This window comes from Gordonia sp. 11cp (assembly GCF_057767225.1).
The window spans coordinates 737607-750280 of record NZ_CM173437.1 but is presented as its reverse complement, the minus strand read 5'-3'; the positions used below and the strand labels follow the sequence as shown (position 1 = coordinate 750280).

The following is a 12674-nucleotide window of genomic DNA, read 5'->3' as shown; positions in this document are numbered from 1 at the left end:
GGACGAAACCCCGATGACCATCGACAGCGCGACCACCGACCACACCCCTACCACCCCGGTGATCTCACCGGATTCCGACACCGTCTGGTACACCCGGTGCCCGGTCCCCACCGCGAGCGGTCTGGCCAACAGCCTGGGCTGGCTCGGCGAGCCGGCATCGGCTGCGGGGCTGGGCTTCTCGATCCTGCAAGATGCCGGCGCCGAGCTCGCCCCCCGCCACTTCGACCACCAGCTCTCGGGACTCATCCGTGAAGGCGGCAACGTGCCGGCGATCGTCGCCCGCGCGTCCGGATCGCCGACCCGGCTGATCGGACTCACCTGGATCGACGAGTCGCAGTCGATTCTCGTGGGACCCGACTCCGACATCGACGATGCCGCCGGGCTTCGCGGCAGACGGGTCGGGATTCCGGCGTGGGCGGTCGACCAGGCACGCAGCTTTCCCCGCGCGATGTCGTTGCACGGCTTCGCCTCCGCGCTGGCACTCAGTGGGCTGTCGTTCGCCGACGTCATCGTGGTCGAGACGGCGGGCAATTGGGAACCACGCGTACGCACCGCGGAGGCCGACCGGTTGCGATCGGTGCCGTCGGGATTTCCCGAACTCCTCAACGGCGACGTCGACGCCATCTACGTGAAGGGTGCGCGCGCTGCCGAGGCCGCCGCCGAGCACGGCCTGCGTGTCCTCGTCGATCTCGACTCGACCGAGTCGAGGCGGTCGCGGGTGAACAACGGCACCCCGCGGCCGATCACCGTGCACGAGTCCCTGCTGCAGGAGCATCCCGAGGTCGTCGTCGGCTTCCTCGCCGCGAGCCTCCGTGCGGCGGACTGGGCCGCCGGAAACCTGGGTAGGGTCCGCGAAGTGCTGGCGCGGGAGACCTTCTCGGGACCCGATGGTGTCGTGGCGGCATACGGGGACGACTTCCACACCTCGTTGCACCCGTCGCTGTCCGAGGAGCGGCTGGACCTGCTGGGAATCCAGAAGCGCTTCCTCTACACATACGGATTCCTCCCCGCCGACTTCGACATCGAGAGCTGGGTCGATCCGGAGCCGCTGCGTCGCGCGCTGGACGAGATCGGCTCCGCCACGGCGGCTGCGGCCGACTCCGGGGGAGAGTGATGGTCGCCTTCGAATGGGAGGTGCCCACCCGCGGAGACAGCCGGCACGTCGGCCCGGCCGCGCGTCACCGCGGTGGCTGGGCACCCGCGCCCGGGTCGCCGGTGGCCACCGACCTCCGTACGGGCGGCCGGTGGGATCCGTTCGACCCGACCGAGCAGGTCATCACCGCGATCGACACCGCCGGTTACGACACCGTGGTCGCCCCGTATGACCCCGCGGGCGAGGAATCGTGGATTCTCGCGGGAATCGCGTTGCGACGCACGCGGCATGCGCGCGTCGCCGTCGAGTTCCATCCCGGATTCGGGACGCCCGTCTACGCGGCCAAGGTGTCGGCGACCCTGCAGCGGAACTCGGGTGACCGGCTGCAGTGGCAGCTGCGTGTGCTGACCGACGCCGCGGACAATCGCGCTCGCGGAGATCGACTGACCGACGCGCAGCGATATCGTCGGGCGGCGGAGTTCCTGACCGTTGCCAAAGGCGTATGGGACGGCGCCGGAGCCCGCCAGGGCGGTTTCGACGGTGGCGAATTCAACCACGTGGGGGAGTTCTACGAGGTCACCGACGGCGGGTTGGACCGGTCGGTGCACGGCCACCGTTTCCCGACGGTCCGCCTGACCGGGGAGAGTGACGAGGCGCTAGCACTGTCGGCCGAACACGGCGACATCCATCTGTTCGAGTTGTCCTCGACGGGTGCGGCACCGCCGATCGGGCCGCTCGCCGACCGGGCATCAGCCCTCGGGCGGACAGTGGAGGCCGGCCTGTATCTACCGGTGATCGCGCGGGCGACGAAAGACGAGGCAGTGCAACGCCTCCGCCGCCAATGGCGGGACGCCTACGGCGACGACGCCGACACCCGCGCGGAGGATCTCTGGGTCGACGACCTCGCCTTCGCCGGGTTCGACCGGATCGGCCATCGGCACCCGATCGGTCTGGTCGGCTCGTATGACGATGTCGCGCAACGGATCGTCGACCTCACCGGACAGGGTTTCGTACGATTCGTCCTGTCCGGCATCCCGAATATCGAGGAACTCAACCGGAACACCGAGCACCTGCTCTTCCGGGCCGACGAACGCAATCGCGTCCTGTCCTGATCGACGAGCGGAGATCTCATGAGCATCGACTTCTACTGGCGGATAGGCATGGGTGGCGATCATGCCACCCTGCGGACGCCACGCCGGCTCAACCGTGGCGACTGGCGCGGAGTCCAGCCGGGCAACCTGACGCCGGCGATCCGTGCGGGAGAACGCGACTCCTACAGCTACATCGACCATATGGCGGCCGTGGCCAAGGCATCGGAGAGCGCGGGCTTCGTCGGCGGTCTGCTGCCGTCGTTCCCCGGGACCGACGATCCGTGGGCGGCAGCAGCGGCACTGGCACGGGAGACCAGCACCTATCGGTTCATGGTCGCGTTCCAGCCGGGTTTCCTGCATCCGCTGCAGGCCGCCCGGATGTCGGCCAGTCTGCAGCGCGCGACCGGGGGACGCCTCGTCTACAACATCATCAGCGGGGGCGGCGGCCCGGCTCAACTGTGGTGGGGTGACAAGGTCGCCCACGACGACCGTTACCGCCGGACCAGTGAGTTCCTCGACGTCCTCAAGGGCGTGTGGGGGAGTGAACCGTTCGACTACGACGGTGACTTCTTCTCCACCGAGGGCGCGCTCCTCCCACCGCAACTCGCACAGACGCCGTTCCCGGAGATCTATTTCTCCGGTTCGTCCGGCGCCGCGGTCAACGCCGCAGGCAGTCACGCCGACTACTACTTGTCCTGGCTCGAACCCTTCGCCGACCTGCGTGCCAAGTTCGACGGGGTGCGTGAGCACGCGGCGCGGCTGGGTCGCCGTCCACGCTTCGCGGTGCGCATCGACATCCTCGCCCGGCACACCGCCGAGGCGGCGTGGGCCGAGATCGCCGAAGGCTGGCAGCACGTCGACCGTGCCGCGGCAAACCGCCAGGCGCAGGGAGACTCCGTCGGCGCGGGCCGGATCAAGGGCTGGGTGCCCGAGAACATCACCGACTACACCGATCTCGAGGTCCAGCCCAACGTGTGGTGTGGTTTCAGCCTGATGCGCGGCGGGCCGGCGTTCGGACTGGTCGGCAGCTACGAACAGGTCGCCGAACGGCTCGACGAACTGATCGACCTCGGTGTCGACGCCTTCATCCTGGCGGGTAACCCGCACCTCGAGGAGGCCTATCGCGTGGGCGAAGAAGTCCTTCCGCTCCTTGGGCGGTCGCGGCTCGGCCGTGCCGAGAGCACGACCGATTCCGCCCTGGGCGTGGCCTGAAGCCCCTGCCACAGAACCCGCTGCCACACAACCCCTGCCGCACGACCCAACTCGAAGCCAGACAACCTATTTCATCGCAAGGAGAGATCATGACCACCGTAGAGACCGGACTCGACCGTGAGGTCGCCGAATTCGTCGCCGAGGCGACCGAGCACGCGCAGAAGGCGTTCGACGTGTTCCGTACCACCGGAACCGTGTCGGCGAACGGGACCGCGAACTTCGTCGAGCGTGTCCCCGGGCGCGAGATCGCCGTCGCGCTGAACGATCCGGGTCCCTGGGCCGACGACCTGACCGTGCACCCCGTGGTGGCGACCTTCGATGGCGAGATCCTGTCCGGTTCGGGCGCAGCGGGTTTCGTCACGTCCTATGCGCCGGTGTTCCGCGCCCACGAGGACATCACGACCGTCGTGCACATCCACACGCCGTGGCTGGGTGCCTGGGCGCAGACCCACCGGACGCTGCCGATCCGGTACGCGGCCTCCCAGCGGCTCACGCTGTCCCGGGCGATCCCGCCGCACATCAACCGTCACCAGCCGGCGTCGGAGTTCATCCTCGAGCGCCTACAGGAGGATCCGCATCTCGCCGCGATCTTCGAGGCCAATGGCGGCTCGAACGTCATCGGGCGAAAGGGTCTGCTCGACACCGCGAAGTTCATCGTCCTGCTGGAGGAGGGTGCCCAGTTCCAGGCGATCGCCGAAGGACTCGGTGGGTCGGCGGAGTTCCATCCCACCAACCTCGAGGTGCAGTGGAAGCGCAGCGGCCTGCTCCCCGAGGCGCGCGAGCGCGGTCTGATCCCCGAACTCTGAGCCGCGCCAGCCACCCCGAACACTCCCGAGGAGAGACAATGACCATACGAGTCGGGTACTTCCCGCACAACAACTCCCTGTTCGTACTCCGGCACCGGGGCATCCTCGAACAGCGCATCGACGTCGAGTGGGTCGACCTGCGCGGTCTGCCTGCGAGCCCGGAGCCGGACCCGACCACCGGCCTGCCCACCCTGCATTCGGACTGGCTGTTCACCGAGGGCGGCTATGACTTCATCGGCACGGGTTTCACGCCACCGATCACCGGCCTGGCGCAGGGGCGCGACCTCGTCTACGTCGGGGTGTCCGGACCGCGCACCGAGAACGGGCGTCTCGTGGTGAAGGCCGACTCCGACATCGACTCGGTGGCCGCACTGAAGGGCAAGCGGGTGGGCATCGCCCACGGTTCGTGGCAGACGACCCTGCTGCTGTTCGCGCTCGACTCGGTGGGGTTGGCGTGGCGCGACATCGTGCCCGTCAACACCTCGGTGACCGATGGTGCCGACCTCTTCCGCGACGGCACGATCGACGCCTGGGTCGGCGCCTACCCCGGTCTGGCCGCCGTCGAACGCGACCTCGAACTCCGGACATTGATCGACACCGAGGGACTGTTCAGTCACCCGTCGCTGTGGTTCACGCGGCGCGACTTCGCCGAACAGCGTCCCGAGGAACTGGCCGCGATCGTCGACGCGCTGCGTGAATCGGATCAATGGATCGTCGATCACCCACGCGAGGCGGCCGAGTATTTCGTCCGTGACGTGGTCGACCGCGGCGGGGACGCCAGTCTCGATGCCTGGGAGGCCGCGATCCGAAACCGGCCGTTCGGAATCGGGCCGGTCACGGAGGACTTCCTCGACGAGCAGCAGCGTGCCGCCGACCTCCTCCACGCGAACGGTCTGCTCCCGCAACAGGTCCGGGTGCGTGATGCCGTTCTGCCGTCCGTCGGGGCGGTCGTGGCGGGCTGAGGGCGTCCGACTCAGTGCTTCGCGGCCGTGACATCCGTGCCGCGAGGCACGAGCGCGAAAACGGCCACGGCGACGACGATGAGTGTGAGTCCGCCGATCAGGCTCGTCTCCTGCATGGCGTCGGTGAACGCCGTCGCCGCCCGCTCGGCGAGAGCAGGGGCGCCGGTCGACTCGGCCAGACCCATGGCAGCGCCGAGGGATTCGGCGGCCGCCTCGGTCGCCTCGGTGGGAACTCCGGGGATCGGGTCGGTCGTCAGCGTGGACCGGTACAGGATCGAGGCGACGCTGCCGAGGATGGCGACGCCGAGCACGTTGCCGAGGTCGTACGCGGTCTCCTCCAGCGCGGCGGCATTGCCCGCCTTGGCATCCGGGGTGCCGGCCATGATCATCGCCGACGCGATCGCCAGCGAGCCGATGCCGAATCCGACGAGCACCTGGGCGACGGCGACCGTGCCGTAGCCGAGGCCGTCTGAACCGACCGACATCAGCGCCATGCCGACACCGGCGATGCCGATGCCGCCGGCCACGACGGCGCGCGCGCCGACCATGCGGGACAGCGGGGCGGCGATCATCGAGGAGACCATCGCCGCCCCCGCCACCGGCAGCAAGCGGACACCGGCCGCGATCGGGGAGTGTCCCTCGACCAGCTGGAGCCATTGGGCCAGCAGCAGCAGTGCCGCGGCGAGTCCGAACATCGAACCGAGCGCGGCGAGGACGCCCGCGCTGAACGGGCGGCTGCGGAACAGGGAGATGTCGAGCAGTGGTTCCGTGCGACGCAGGCAGCGTCGCACGAACAGGGTCAGGATGAGGACCGCGCCGAGGAGGGCCGTCCAGGCGGCCGGCGCGAGGAGGCTCTCTTCTTTGGCGAACCGCTTGATCGCCCAGACCAGTGCGACCATGCCGGCGATCGACATCAGGGCACCGACGGCGTCCCACCGGCCGGGTTGCGGGTGCTTGGACTCGGGCAGGATCACCAGGGCGGCGACGATCGCGATGACCATCAGCGGGACGTTGACCAGGAACGCGGCTCGCCACGAGAAGTACTCGAGGAGAACACCGCCGACGATCGGGCCGACTGCGGCGCCGAGACCTGACACCGCGGCCCACAGCCCGAGGGCGGTGGCGCGCTCGGCGGGGTCGGTGAAGATGCTGCGCAGCAACGACAACGTGGTCGGCATGATCATCGCGCCGCCCACGCCCAGCAGCACCCGCACCGCGATCACCGCGCCGGGCGAATCAGCCAGCAGGACCAGTGCCGAGGCGCCGCCGAACACTGCGAAGCCGGTGACCAGCATCCGCTTTCGGCCCCACCGGTCGGCCAGCGAGCTCATAGAGAGCAGCAGGCCGGCCAGGACAAGAGAGTAGGCGTCGATGATCCACAGCTGCTGATCGGCGGTCGGGCGCAGGTCGGCGGCCAGATCGGGCAGCGCGACGTTGAGGATCGTCAGGTCGACCGTGATCACCAGCAGGCTGGCCGACAGCACAGCGGCCGACGCCCATCGGCGCCGGAAGGACAGGCCCGGTGCGGTGCCTTTCGACGAACTGGTCGTCGACGGGGGTTGCGTCATCATCGGCTCCGGTTCTCGTCGGTCGGAGAAATCAGCCCGGTGAGCGCTGTCAGGGCGGCGGTCAGGTCGTCGATGGACAGCGGTGTCCCGTAGAGGAGTGCGTGCATCGCCACCCCGTCGGTGTAGGCGGCGATCGCGCGGGCGGCCGTGTGACCGACGCGCGGCGCCAGCATCTCGACCAGTCCGTCGGGCCAGCGGACCGCGAGCGGACGCAGCGAGGGGTCGATCACCGCAGCCGACACGAGTGCGAGGTCGGCGCGGATCAGCCGTTCGTCGGACATGTACTCGTGGAGCGCCTCGGCGAAGACCGCGGCCGAGGGCCCGTGTTCGTCGAGTGTCTCCGCGACCTCGGCAAGTCCGGAGTCGATGTCATCGGCCAGGCGGGCGAGCGCTGCCTCGCGCAGATCGTCGAGCGTGGCGAAGTACTGCGTCGTCGAACCGAGTGGCACGCCGGCACGTCGGGCGACGAGTCGGTGTGTGAGACCGTCCGAGCCGACCTCGGTGATCAGGGTGGCGGCTGCCTCGATGATCGTCCGACGGCGTTCCTCGGGATCTCGGCGGCGGGCCGTGGCCTCCGTCATGACTGTCCTCTCGAGAATAATGTACGTATGTACATGTACAAAAGTACATTAATGCTTGTCGGTGTTCGTGGTCAAGTGCTGGCATCATGCGACCATGGCGGTACGCAGGATGGATGCGGTCGAGCTGCCCCGGACGGCCCTCGAGGCCTTCCTCTCGTCGTCGGCCTTCGCGGAGATGCTCGATCCGGACGACGAGCGGACGGCGTCGCGCGGTGCGGCGGCGCGACGTGCCGAGGTCGCCGACGTCGTGCGCGCCGTCGACCGTTTCGCCGGCCGGCGGTTCGTCGACCGGGAGCGAGCCGGTGAGGTCGTCTTCGGCGGGGTCACCGGCGGCGGGCTGGGCGTCCGGCCGTCGGTCGTCGACGAGGTGCTCGCCCTGTTGCGGCCGGTCGCGGTCCCGCCGCCCGGTCCGCCGAAGCCGGTTCCGCACGAGGCCCAGTCGGCTCTCGGGGTGTACGTGTACGCCCTCGTCGATCCGCGCGACGCCTCCTTGTTCCACGTCGGCGCGGGCCGCGGTGACCGCGTGCACCGCTACTCGGCTGCCGCGCTGGCGGGGGTCGTTCCCGATCCGGCCGACGTCGTCGGTGATGACGACCCGGCCGATATCGCGGACGCGATCTCCGAACGCATCCGCGACATCGATGCCGATGGGTTCGGCGTCGAGCACTGGATACTGCGATACGGCATCGGCAGCGCCGATTCGGCTGAACTGCATGCTCTTTCGCTGAGACGCTCCGGGCTCGACGTCGCCGCCCTGGCCGCATCGGACCTACCGGCCGCGCCGGATGCGCCCGGGCCCTGGCGCATCGAGGAGCTCGTCCTGCGATACGCGGCGCCGGTGTCGCCGCCGCTGCCGGACCCGTGCGTGCTGGTGAAGGTCGACGCATCGGCTCGTAGCGACGCGACCGCCGACGTCATCTACGAACATTCCCGCAGCGCCTGGCGCGCCGGGCCGCACCGGACCGTGCCCGACCTGCCCGTGCTGGTCTTCGCCGATGATCTCGTCCGCGCGGTCCACCGCGTCGACTACTGGGAGTCCTATCGCGACGCCGAGGGCAATCTCGACCCGAAGCGATGGGTGTACACCGGCAAACCCGACGCGGAGCTCGAAGCCCGATACGTGGGCACGAGTCTCCGGGAGGTGCGGCAGGAGCGCGGCGGGAAGTGGAACCCGTCCGGGTGGCACCCCTACGGACACGTTCCCTGAACCCCGGCCTCACCCCCGATGGAACAAATCCGCTTCGTCGTCCAGAGCCGGGGCGTGCGGCCTGGTAGAACTCGCGGCATCGTCCGTCGACAGAAGGCCACCCCATGTCACCAGATCGCCGCGCGACACCAGACCGCCGCACCGCCCTGATCACCGGCGCCTCCGCGGGTATCGGCAAGACGTTCGCAGCGCACCTCGCCGCGGAGGGATACGACCTCATGCTGGTTGCGCGTCGGGCGGACCGGCTCGACGAGTTGTCCGAGCGACTGGGTCGAGAACACGGTGTCCGATGCGAGGTCTTCGCCGGGGACCTGTCCGACCCCGCGACACCGGGCGCGATCATCGAGCACGCCGAGGAGGCCGGGCTGGGCATCGATGTGCTGATCAACAACGCCGGGATGTCCCTCAGCACCAAGTTCGCCGAGACGCCGTGGGAGGAGGTGGGAGGCCAGCTGCAGTTGATGCTGACCTCACTGACCGAACTGTCCCATCGAGTGCTTCCGGGGATGAAGGAGCGGCAGTGGGGGCGGATCGTGAACCTGTCCTCCATCACGGCGATGTTGCCTCCCGCGGAGGGCCTGCTCTACAGCGCCATCAAGTCCTATGTACTGCTGATGTCCCAATCCCTGGACATGGAACTGAAGCCGCACGGTATCCACGTGACGGCGCTCTGTCCCGGATTCACCAGGAGCGAGTTCCACGATGCGATGGGCGCGGAGACCCGTCAGACCGCCGATCGATTGCCGGGTGTGCTGTGGCAAGACCCCGAAGACGTCGTGGCCGAAGGGTGGAACGCGGTGATGAAAGGCGACGCGGTGTGCGTGACGGGGATGGTGAACAAGCTGGCCACTGCGGCCGTGCGGCCCATTCCGCCGGGTATCCAGTACTTCCTCGGCCGGACGCTCAACCCGTTCAAGTAGAACCAGCTCGCTACTTCTCGAGGCGTCGGCTCCCGCCGTGCCAGTCCTCCTCGGCGCCCGTCTCGTCATCGGTCACGCCGAAGGCACGCAACTGTGGCTTCTCCCGCAGGCTGCGCTTGAGCTCGGCGAAGCCGGGGAAACTCGCCAGTCCGATCACGTGATCCCACAACGTGATCGCCTCGTCGTCGCCGGGTAGGCGGCTGATCACGGGCCCGAAGAACGCAACTCCGTCCGGTGGCCGGAAGTGGATGATCGGCGTACCCACGTCGCGCCCGGTCAAGGTCAGGGCCTGATCGGTCTCGGCCTGGATCTCGGCGTCGAAGCCGGTGTCGTCGAGTGCGTTCAGGTGATGCGCGGGCAACTCGAGCTCGTCGAGGACCGGTCCGAGGAAGTCCGCGGTACCGCGGAAGTCGGTGTCGTCGACCGTGTAAGAACCGGTGTGTGCGTCGAAGATCCGCGTGCCCAGCGCCTCGTAGAGCGGGCCGATGGCAGCTCGCCCGTGGTCGCCGCGGATGCTCGCCGCGGCCCGCAGCAGTCGTAACCCGGCCGTGTGTCCGGCCTCGTACTCCGGTGGGAACTGAGCGTCGTAGTCGACGTGCGCATTCAGCAGGCGTAACGAGATGAACCGCCAGTCGACCGTGTAGTCGCGCTGGGACTGCACCTTTCGCACCCATTTGCTCGTCATCCACGCGAACGGGCAGACGGGGTCGAAGTAGAAGTTGACGTCGGCGTCGGTCATGCGTCCCGACGGTAGCCGACGAAGAAAGCCGACGCGGGCGGGAGAGGTGTCGTGACAACCTCTCCCGCCCGCGGCGGTACGACGATCAGCGCTGGGCGCTCGCGAGTGCCTCGTTGAACGTCGTGCTCGGACGCATGACGGCGGCGGTCTTGTCCCAGTCGGGGTAGTAGTAACCACCGATGTCGACCTGCTCACCCTGCACCGAGTTGAGCTCCTCGACGATCTTGTCCTCGTTGGCGGCGAGGGTCTCGGCCAGCGAGGCGAAGTGCTTCGCGAGGTCGGAATCCTCGGTCTGCGCGGCGAGTTCCTGTGCCCAGTAGAGCGCCAGGTAGAACTGGCTGCCGCGGTTGTCGAGTTCGCCGGTCTTGCGCGACGGTCCCTTGTCGTTCTCGAGCAGCTTGCCGGTGGCGGTGTCGAGGGCCTTCGCGAGGATGACGGCGCGCTTGTCGTCGAACTTCTTGCCCACGTCCTCCAGGCTCACCGCGAGCGCGAGGAACTCTCCGAGCGAGTCCCACCGGAGGTGGTTCTCCTCGATGAGCTGCTTGACGTGCTTGGGTGCCGAGCCGCCCGCGCCGGTCTCGTAGAGTCCGCCACCGGCCATCAGCGGGACGATGGACAGCATCTTGGCGCTGGTGCCCAGCTCCAGGATCGGGAACAGGTCGGTGAGGTAGTCGCGCAGGATGTTGCCCGTGGCCGAGATCGTGTCCAGGCCACGGACGACGCGCTCGAGGGTGTACCGCATCGCGCGGACCTGCGACATGATCTGGATGTCGAGGCCCTCGGTGTCGTGGTCGGGCAGGTACTTGTGAACCTTCTTGATCAGCTCGTTCTCGTGCGGGCGGTACGGGTCGAGCCAGAAGAGGACCGGCATCCCGGAATCGCGGCACCGGTTGACGGCCAGCTTGATCCAGTCCTGGATCGGGGCGTCCTTGACGATGCACAGACGCCAGATGTCACCCTCCTCGACGGTCTGGGTCAGCAGCACCTCGCCGGTCTCGAGATCGGTGATGTTGGCGGTGCCGCCCGCGGGGACCTCGAAGGTCTTGTCGTGTGAGCCGTACTCCTCGGCCTTCTGCGCCATCAGGCCGACGTTGGGGACAGTGCCCATCGTGGTGGGGTCGAACTGCCCGTTGGTCTTACAGAAGTTGATCATCTCCTGGTAGATGCGGGAGAAGGTCGACTCCGGGTTGACGGCCTTGGTGTCCTTGAGCCGTCCGTCGGCGCCGTACATCTTGCCGCCGGCGCGGATCATGGCCGGCATCGAGGCGTCGACGATGACGTCGCTGGGGGAGTGGAAGTTGGTGATGCCGCGGGCCGAGTCGACCATCGCCAGCTCGGGGCGATGCTCGTGGCACTTGTGCAGGTCGTCGATGATCTCCTCGCGCTGCGCGCTGGGCAGCGACTCGATCTTGCTGTAGAGATCCGACAGACCGTTGTTGACGTTGACGCCGAGCTCGTCGAAGAGTTCGCCGTGCTTCTCGAACGCCTCGCGGTAGAAGACCTTCACCGCATGCCCGAAGACGATGGGGTGCGAGACCCGCATCATGGTGGCCTTGACGTGCAGCGAGAACATCACGCCGGTCTTGTAGGCGTCCTCGATCTGCTCCTCGTAGAACGCGATCAGGGCCTTCTTGCTCATGAACATGCTGTCGATGACGTCACCGTCGGTCAGCGACACCTCGGGCTTGAGGACGAGGGTCTCGCCGGAGTCGGTGAGCAGCTCCATCTTGACCTTGCGGTCTCCGGAGACGGTCATCGACTTCTCGCCGTGGTAGAAATCGCCTTCACGCATGTGGGCGACGTGGGTGCGCGACGCCATCGACCACTCGCCCATGCTGTGCGGGTGCTTCCGGGCGTACTCCTTGACCGCCTTGGGTGCGCGGCGATCGGAATTACCCTCGCGCAGAACGGGATTGACCGCGCTGCCCAGGCACTTGGTGTACCGGTCGCGGATCGCGCGTTCTTCGTCGGTCTTCGGGTTGCCGGGGAAGTCGGGGAGGTCGTATCCCTTCTCCTGCAGTTCCTTGATGGCGGCGAGGAGCTGCGGAACCGACGCGCTGATGTTCGGGAGCTTGATGATGTTCGTGTCGGGAGCCTGTGTCAGTTTGCCGAGCTCACCGAGATTGTCGGTGACCTTCTGGTCGTCGGGCAGGAGGTCGGAGAACTCGGCGAGGATGCGAGCCGCGACCGAGATGTCACTCGTCTCGATGGCGATCCCAGCCGCTCCGGCGAACGTACGCACCACCGGCAGAAACGCGTGAGTGGCGAGCATGGGTGCCTCGTCGGTCAGCGTATAGATGATGGTCGGCTGTTCGGCACTCATGCGATGTGTTCTCGATTCTGTCTTGGTTGACGCTGCAGTGTGCGGCCTTGTGGGTCCGGCTTTACCGATATCACGACGGGGATGGACTCGTGTGACATCCACCCATGATTTTGCCTGTCCTCACCGGGCGACGGGAGACGTGGTGGGTGGAATCGGACAGAACGCGTGGTGC

11 protein-coding genes are annotated in these 12674 nt (G+C 67.8%); 7 read left to right on the top strand and 4 right to left on the bottom strand.

Annotated features, from left to right (window positions below; all coding sequences use genetic code 11):
• Positions 1-13: 13 nt before the first annotated feature.
• The 5 genes from AC3B6C_RS03130 (at position 14) to AC3B6C_RS03110 (ending at position 5164) form a co-directional block, all read left to right on the top strand.
• Positions 14-1114, top strand: coding sequence for an ABC transporter substrate-binding protein (locus AC3B6C_RS03130; RefSeq protein WP_488374884.1), 1101 nt, complete (start codon positions 14-16; stop codon positions 1112-1114).
• Entirely contained in the window at positions 1114-2205 is a 1092-nt protein-coding gene (locus AC3B6C_RS03125) for an LLM class oxidoreductase (RefSeq protein ID WP_488374883.1), read from the top strand. The genes AC3B6C_RS03130 and AC3B6C_RS03125 overlap by 1 nt, the downstream gene beginning before the upstream one ends.
• Positions 2206-2223: 18 nt before the next feature.
• On the top strand, positions 2224-3396 hold the full coding sequence (locus tag AC3B6C_RS03120) for an LLM class flavin-dependent oxidoreductase (protein WP_488374882.1): 1173 nt from the start codon (positions 2224-2226) through the stop codon (positions 3394-3396).
• Positions 3397-3485: 89 nt separating this feature from the next.
• Positions 3486-4202 carry a class II aldolase/adducin family protein gene (locus tag AC3B6C_RS03115; protein WP_488374881.1) on the top strand — a complete coding sequence of 239 codons (717 nt, stop codon included), beginning with the start codon at positions 3486-3488 and terminating at the stop codon, positions 4200-4202.
• Between the two features lie 38 nt (positions 4203-4240).
• Complete coding sequence (locus AC3B6C_RS03110; protein WP_488374880.1) at positions 4241-5164, top strand: ABC transporter substrate-binding protein; 924 nt, start codon at positions 4241-4243, stop codon at positions 5162-5164.
• Between the two features lie 11 nt (positions 5165-5175).
• On the opposite strand, the gene AC3B6C_RS03105 is transcribed toward AC3B6C_RS03110, so the two are convergent.
• Both AC3B6C_RS03105 and AC3B6C_RS03100 read right to left on the bottom strand, forming a co-directional pair.
• Entirely contained in the window at positions 5176-6732 is a 1557-nt protein-coding gene (locus tag AC3B6C_RS03105) for an MFS transporter (protein WP_488376212.1), read from the bottom strand.
• Positions 6732-7313 carry a TetR/AcrR family transcriptional regulator gene (locus AC3B6C_RS03100; RefSeq protein WP_488374879.1) on the bottom strand — a complete coding sequence of 194 codons (582 nt, stop codon included), beginning with the start codon at positions 7311-7313 and terminating at the stop codon, positions 6732-6734. Before AC3B6C_RS03100 ends, AC3B6C_RS03105 begins: the two co-directional genes overlap by 1 nt.
• Before the next feature lie 109 nt (positions 7314-7422).
• On the opposite strand from AC3B6C_RS03100, the gene AC3B6C_RS03095 reads away from it, so the two are divergent.
• Together AC3B6C_RS03095 and AC3B6C_RS03090 are read left to right on the top strand one after the other, a co-directional pair.
• The gene (locus AC3B6C_RS03095) at positions 7423-8520 is read left to right on the top strand and encodes a GIY-YIG nuclease family protein (RefSeq protein WP_035716944.1); all 1098 of its coding nucleotides are present in this window, start codon (positions 7423-7425) and stop codon (positions 8518-8520) included.
• A gap of 104 nt (positions 8521-8624) precedes the next feature.
• Positions 8625-9440, top strand: coding sequence for an SDR family NAD(P)-dependent oxidoreductase (locus tag AC3B6C_RS03090; protein ID WP_010840801.1), 816 nt, complete (start codon positions 8625-8627; stop codon positions 9438-9440).
• A 10-nt stretch (positions 9441-9450) separates the two neighbouring features.
• Here AC3B6C_RS03090 and AC3B6C_RS03085 read toward each other — a convergent pair whose 3' ends face one another.
• Entirely contained in the window at positions 9451-10179 is a 729-nt protein-coding gene (locus tag AC3B6C_RS03085; protein ID WP_488374878.1) for a mycothiol-dependent nitroreductase Rv2466c family protein, read from the bottom strand.
• An 85-nt stretch (positions 10180-10264) separates the two neighbouring features.
• Positions 10265-12502: an NADP-dependent isocitrate dehydrogenase gene (locus tag AC3B6C_RS03080; RefSeq protein ID WP_010840799.1), complete on the bottom strand. Its 2238-nt coding sequence runs from the start codon at positions 12500-12502 to the stop codon at positions 10265-10267.
• Positions 12503-12674: the final 172 nt, after the last annotated feature.

Coding starts and splice junctions, on each gene's coding strand:
- AC3B6C_RS03080 (WP_010840799.1), bottom strand. CDS start 12,502: ATGAGTGCCGAACAGCCGACCATCATCTATACGCTGACCGACGAGGCA.
- AC3B6C_RS03105 (WP_488376212.1), bottom strand. CDS start 6,732: ATGACGCAACCCCCGTCGACGACCAGTTCGTCGAAAGGCACCGCACCG.
- AC3B6C_RS03110 (WP_488374880.1), top strand. CDS start 4,241: ATGACCATACGAGTCGGGTACTTCCCGCACAACAACTCCCTGTTCGTA.
- AC3B6C_RS03095 (WP_035716944.1), top strand. CDS start 7,423: ATGGATGCGGTCGAGCTGCCCCGGACGGCCCTCGAGGCCTTCCTCTCG.
- AC3B6C_RS03115 (WP_488374881.1), top strand. CDS start 3,486: ATGACCACCGTAGAGACCGGACTCGACCGTGAGGTCGCCGAATTCGTC.
- AC3B6C_RS03090 (WP_010840801.1), top strand. CDS start 8,625: ATGTCACCAGATCGCCGCGCGACACCAGACCGCCGCACCGCCCTGATC.
- AC3B6C_RS03125 (WP_488374883.1), top strand. CDS start 1,114: ATGGTCGCCTTCGAATGGGAGGTGCCCACCCGCGGAGACAGCCGGCAC.
- AC3B6C_RS03100 (WP_488374879.1), bottom strand. CDS start 7,313: ATGACGGAGGCCACGGCCCGCCGCCGAGATCCCGAGGAACGCCGTCGG.
- AC3B6C_RS03120 (WP_488374882.1), top strand. CDS start 2,224: ATGAGCATCGACTTCTACTGGCGGATAGGCATGGGTGGCGATCATGCC.
- AC3B6C_RS03085 (WP_488374878.1), bottom strand. CDS start 10,179: ATGACCGACGCCGACGTCAACTTCTACTTCGACCCCGTCTGCCCGTTC.
- AC3B6C_RS03130 (WP_488374884.1), top strand. CDS start 14: ATGACCATCGACAGCGCGACCACCGACCACACCCCTACCACCCCGGTG.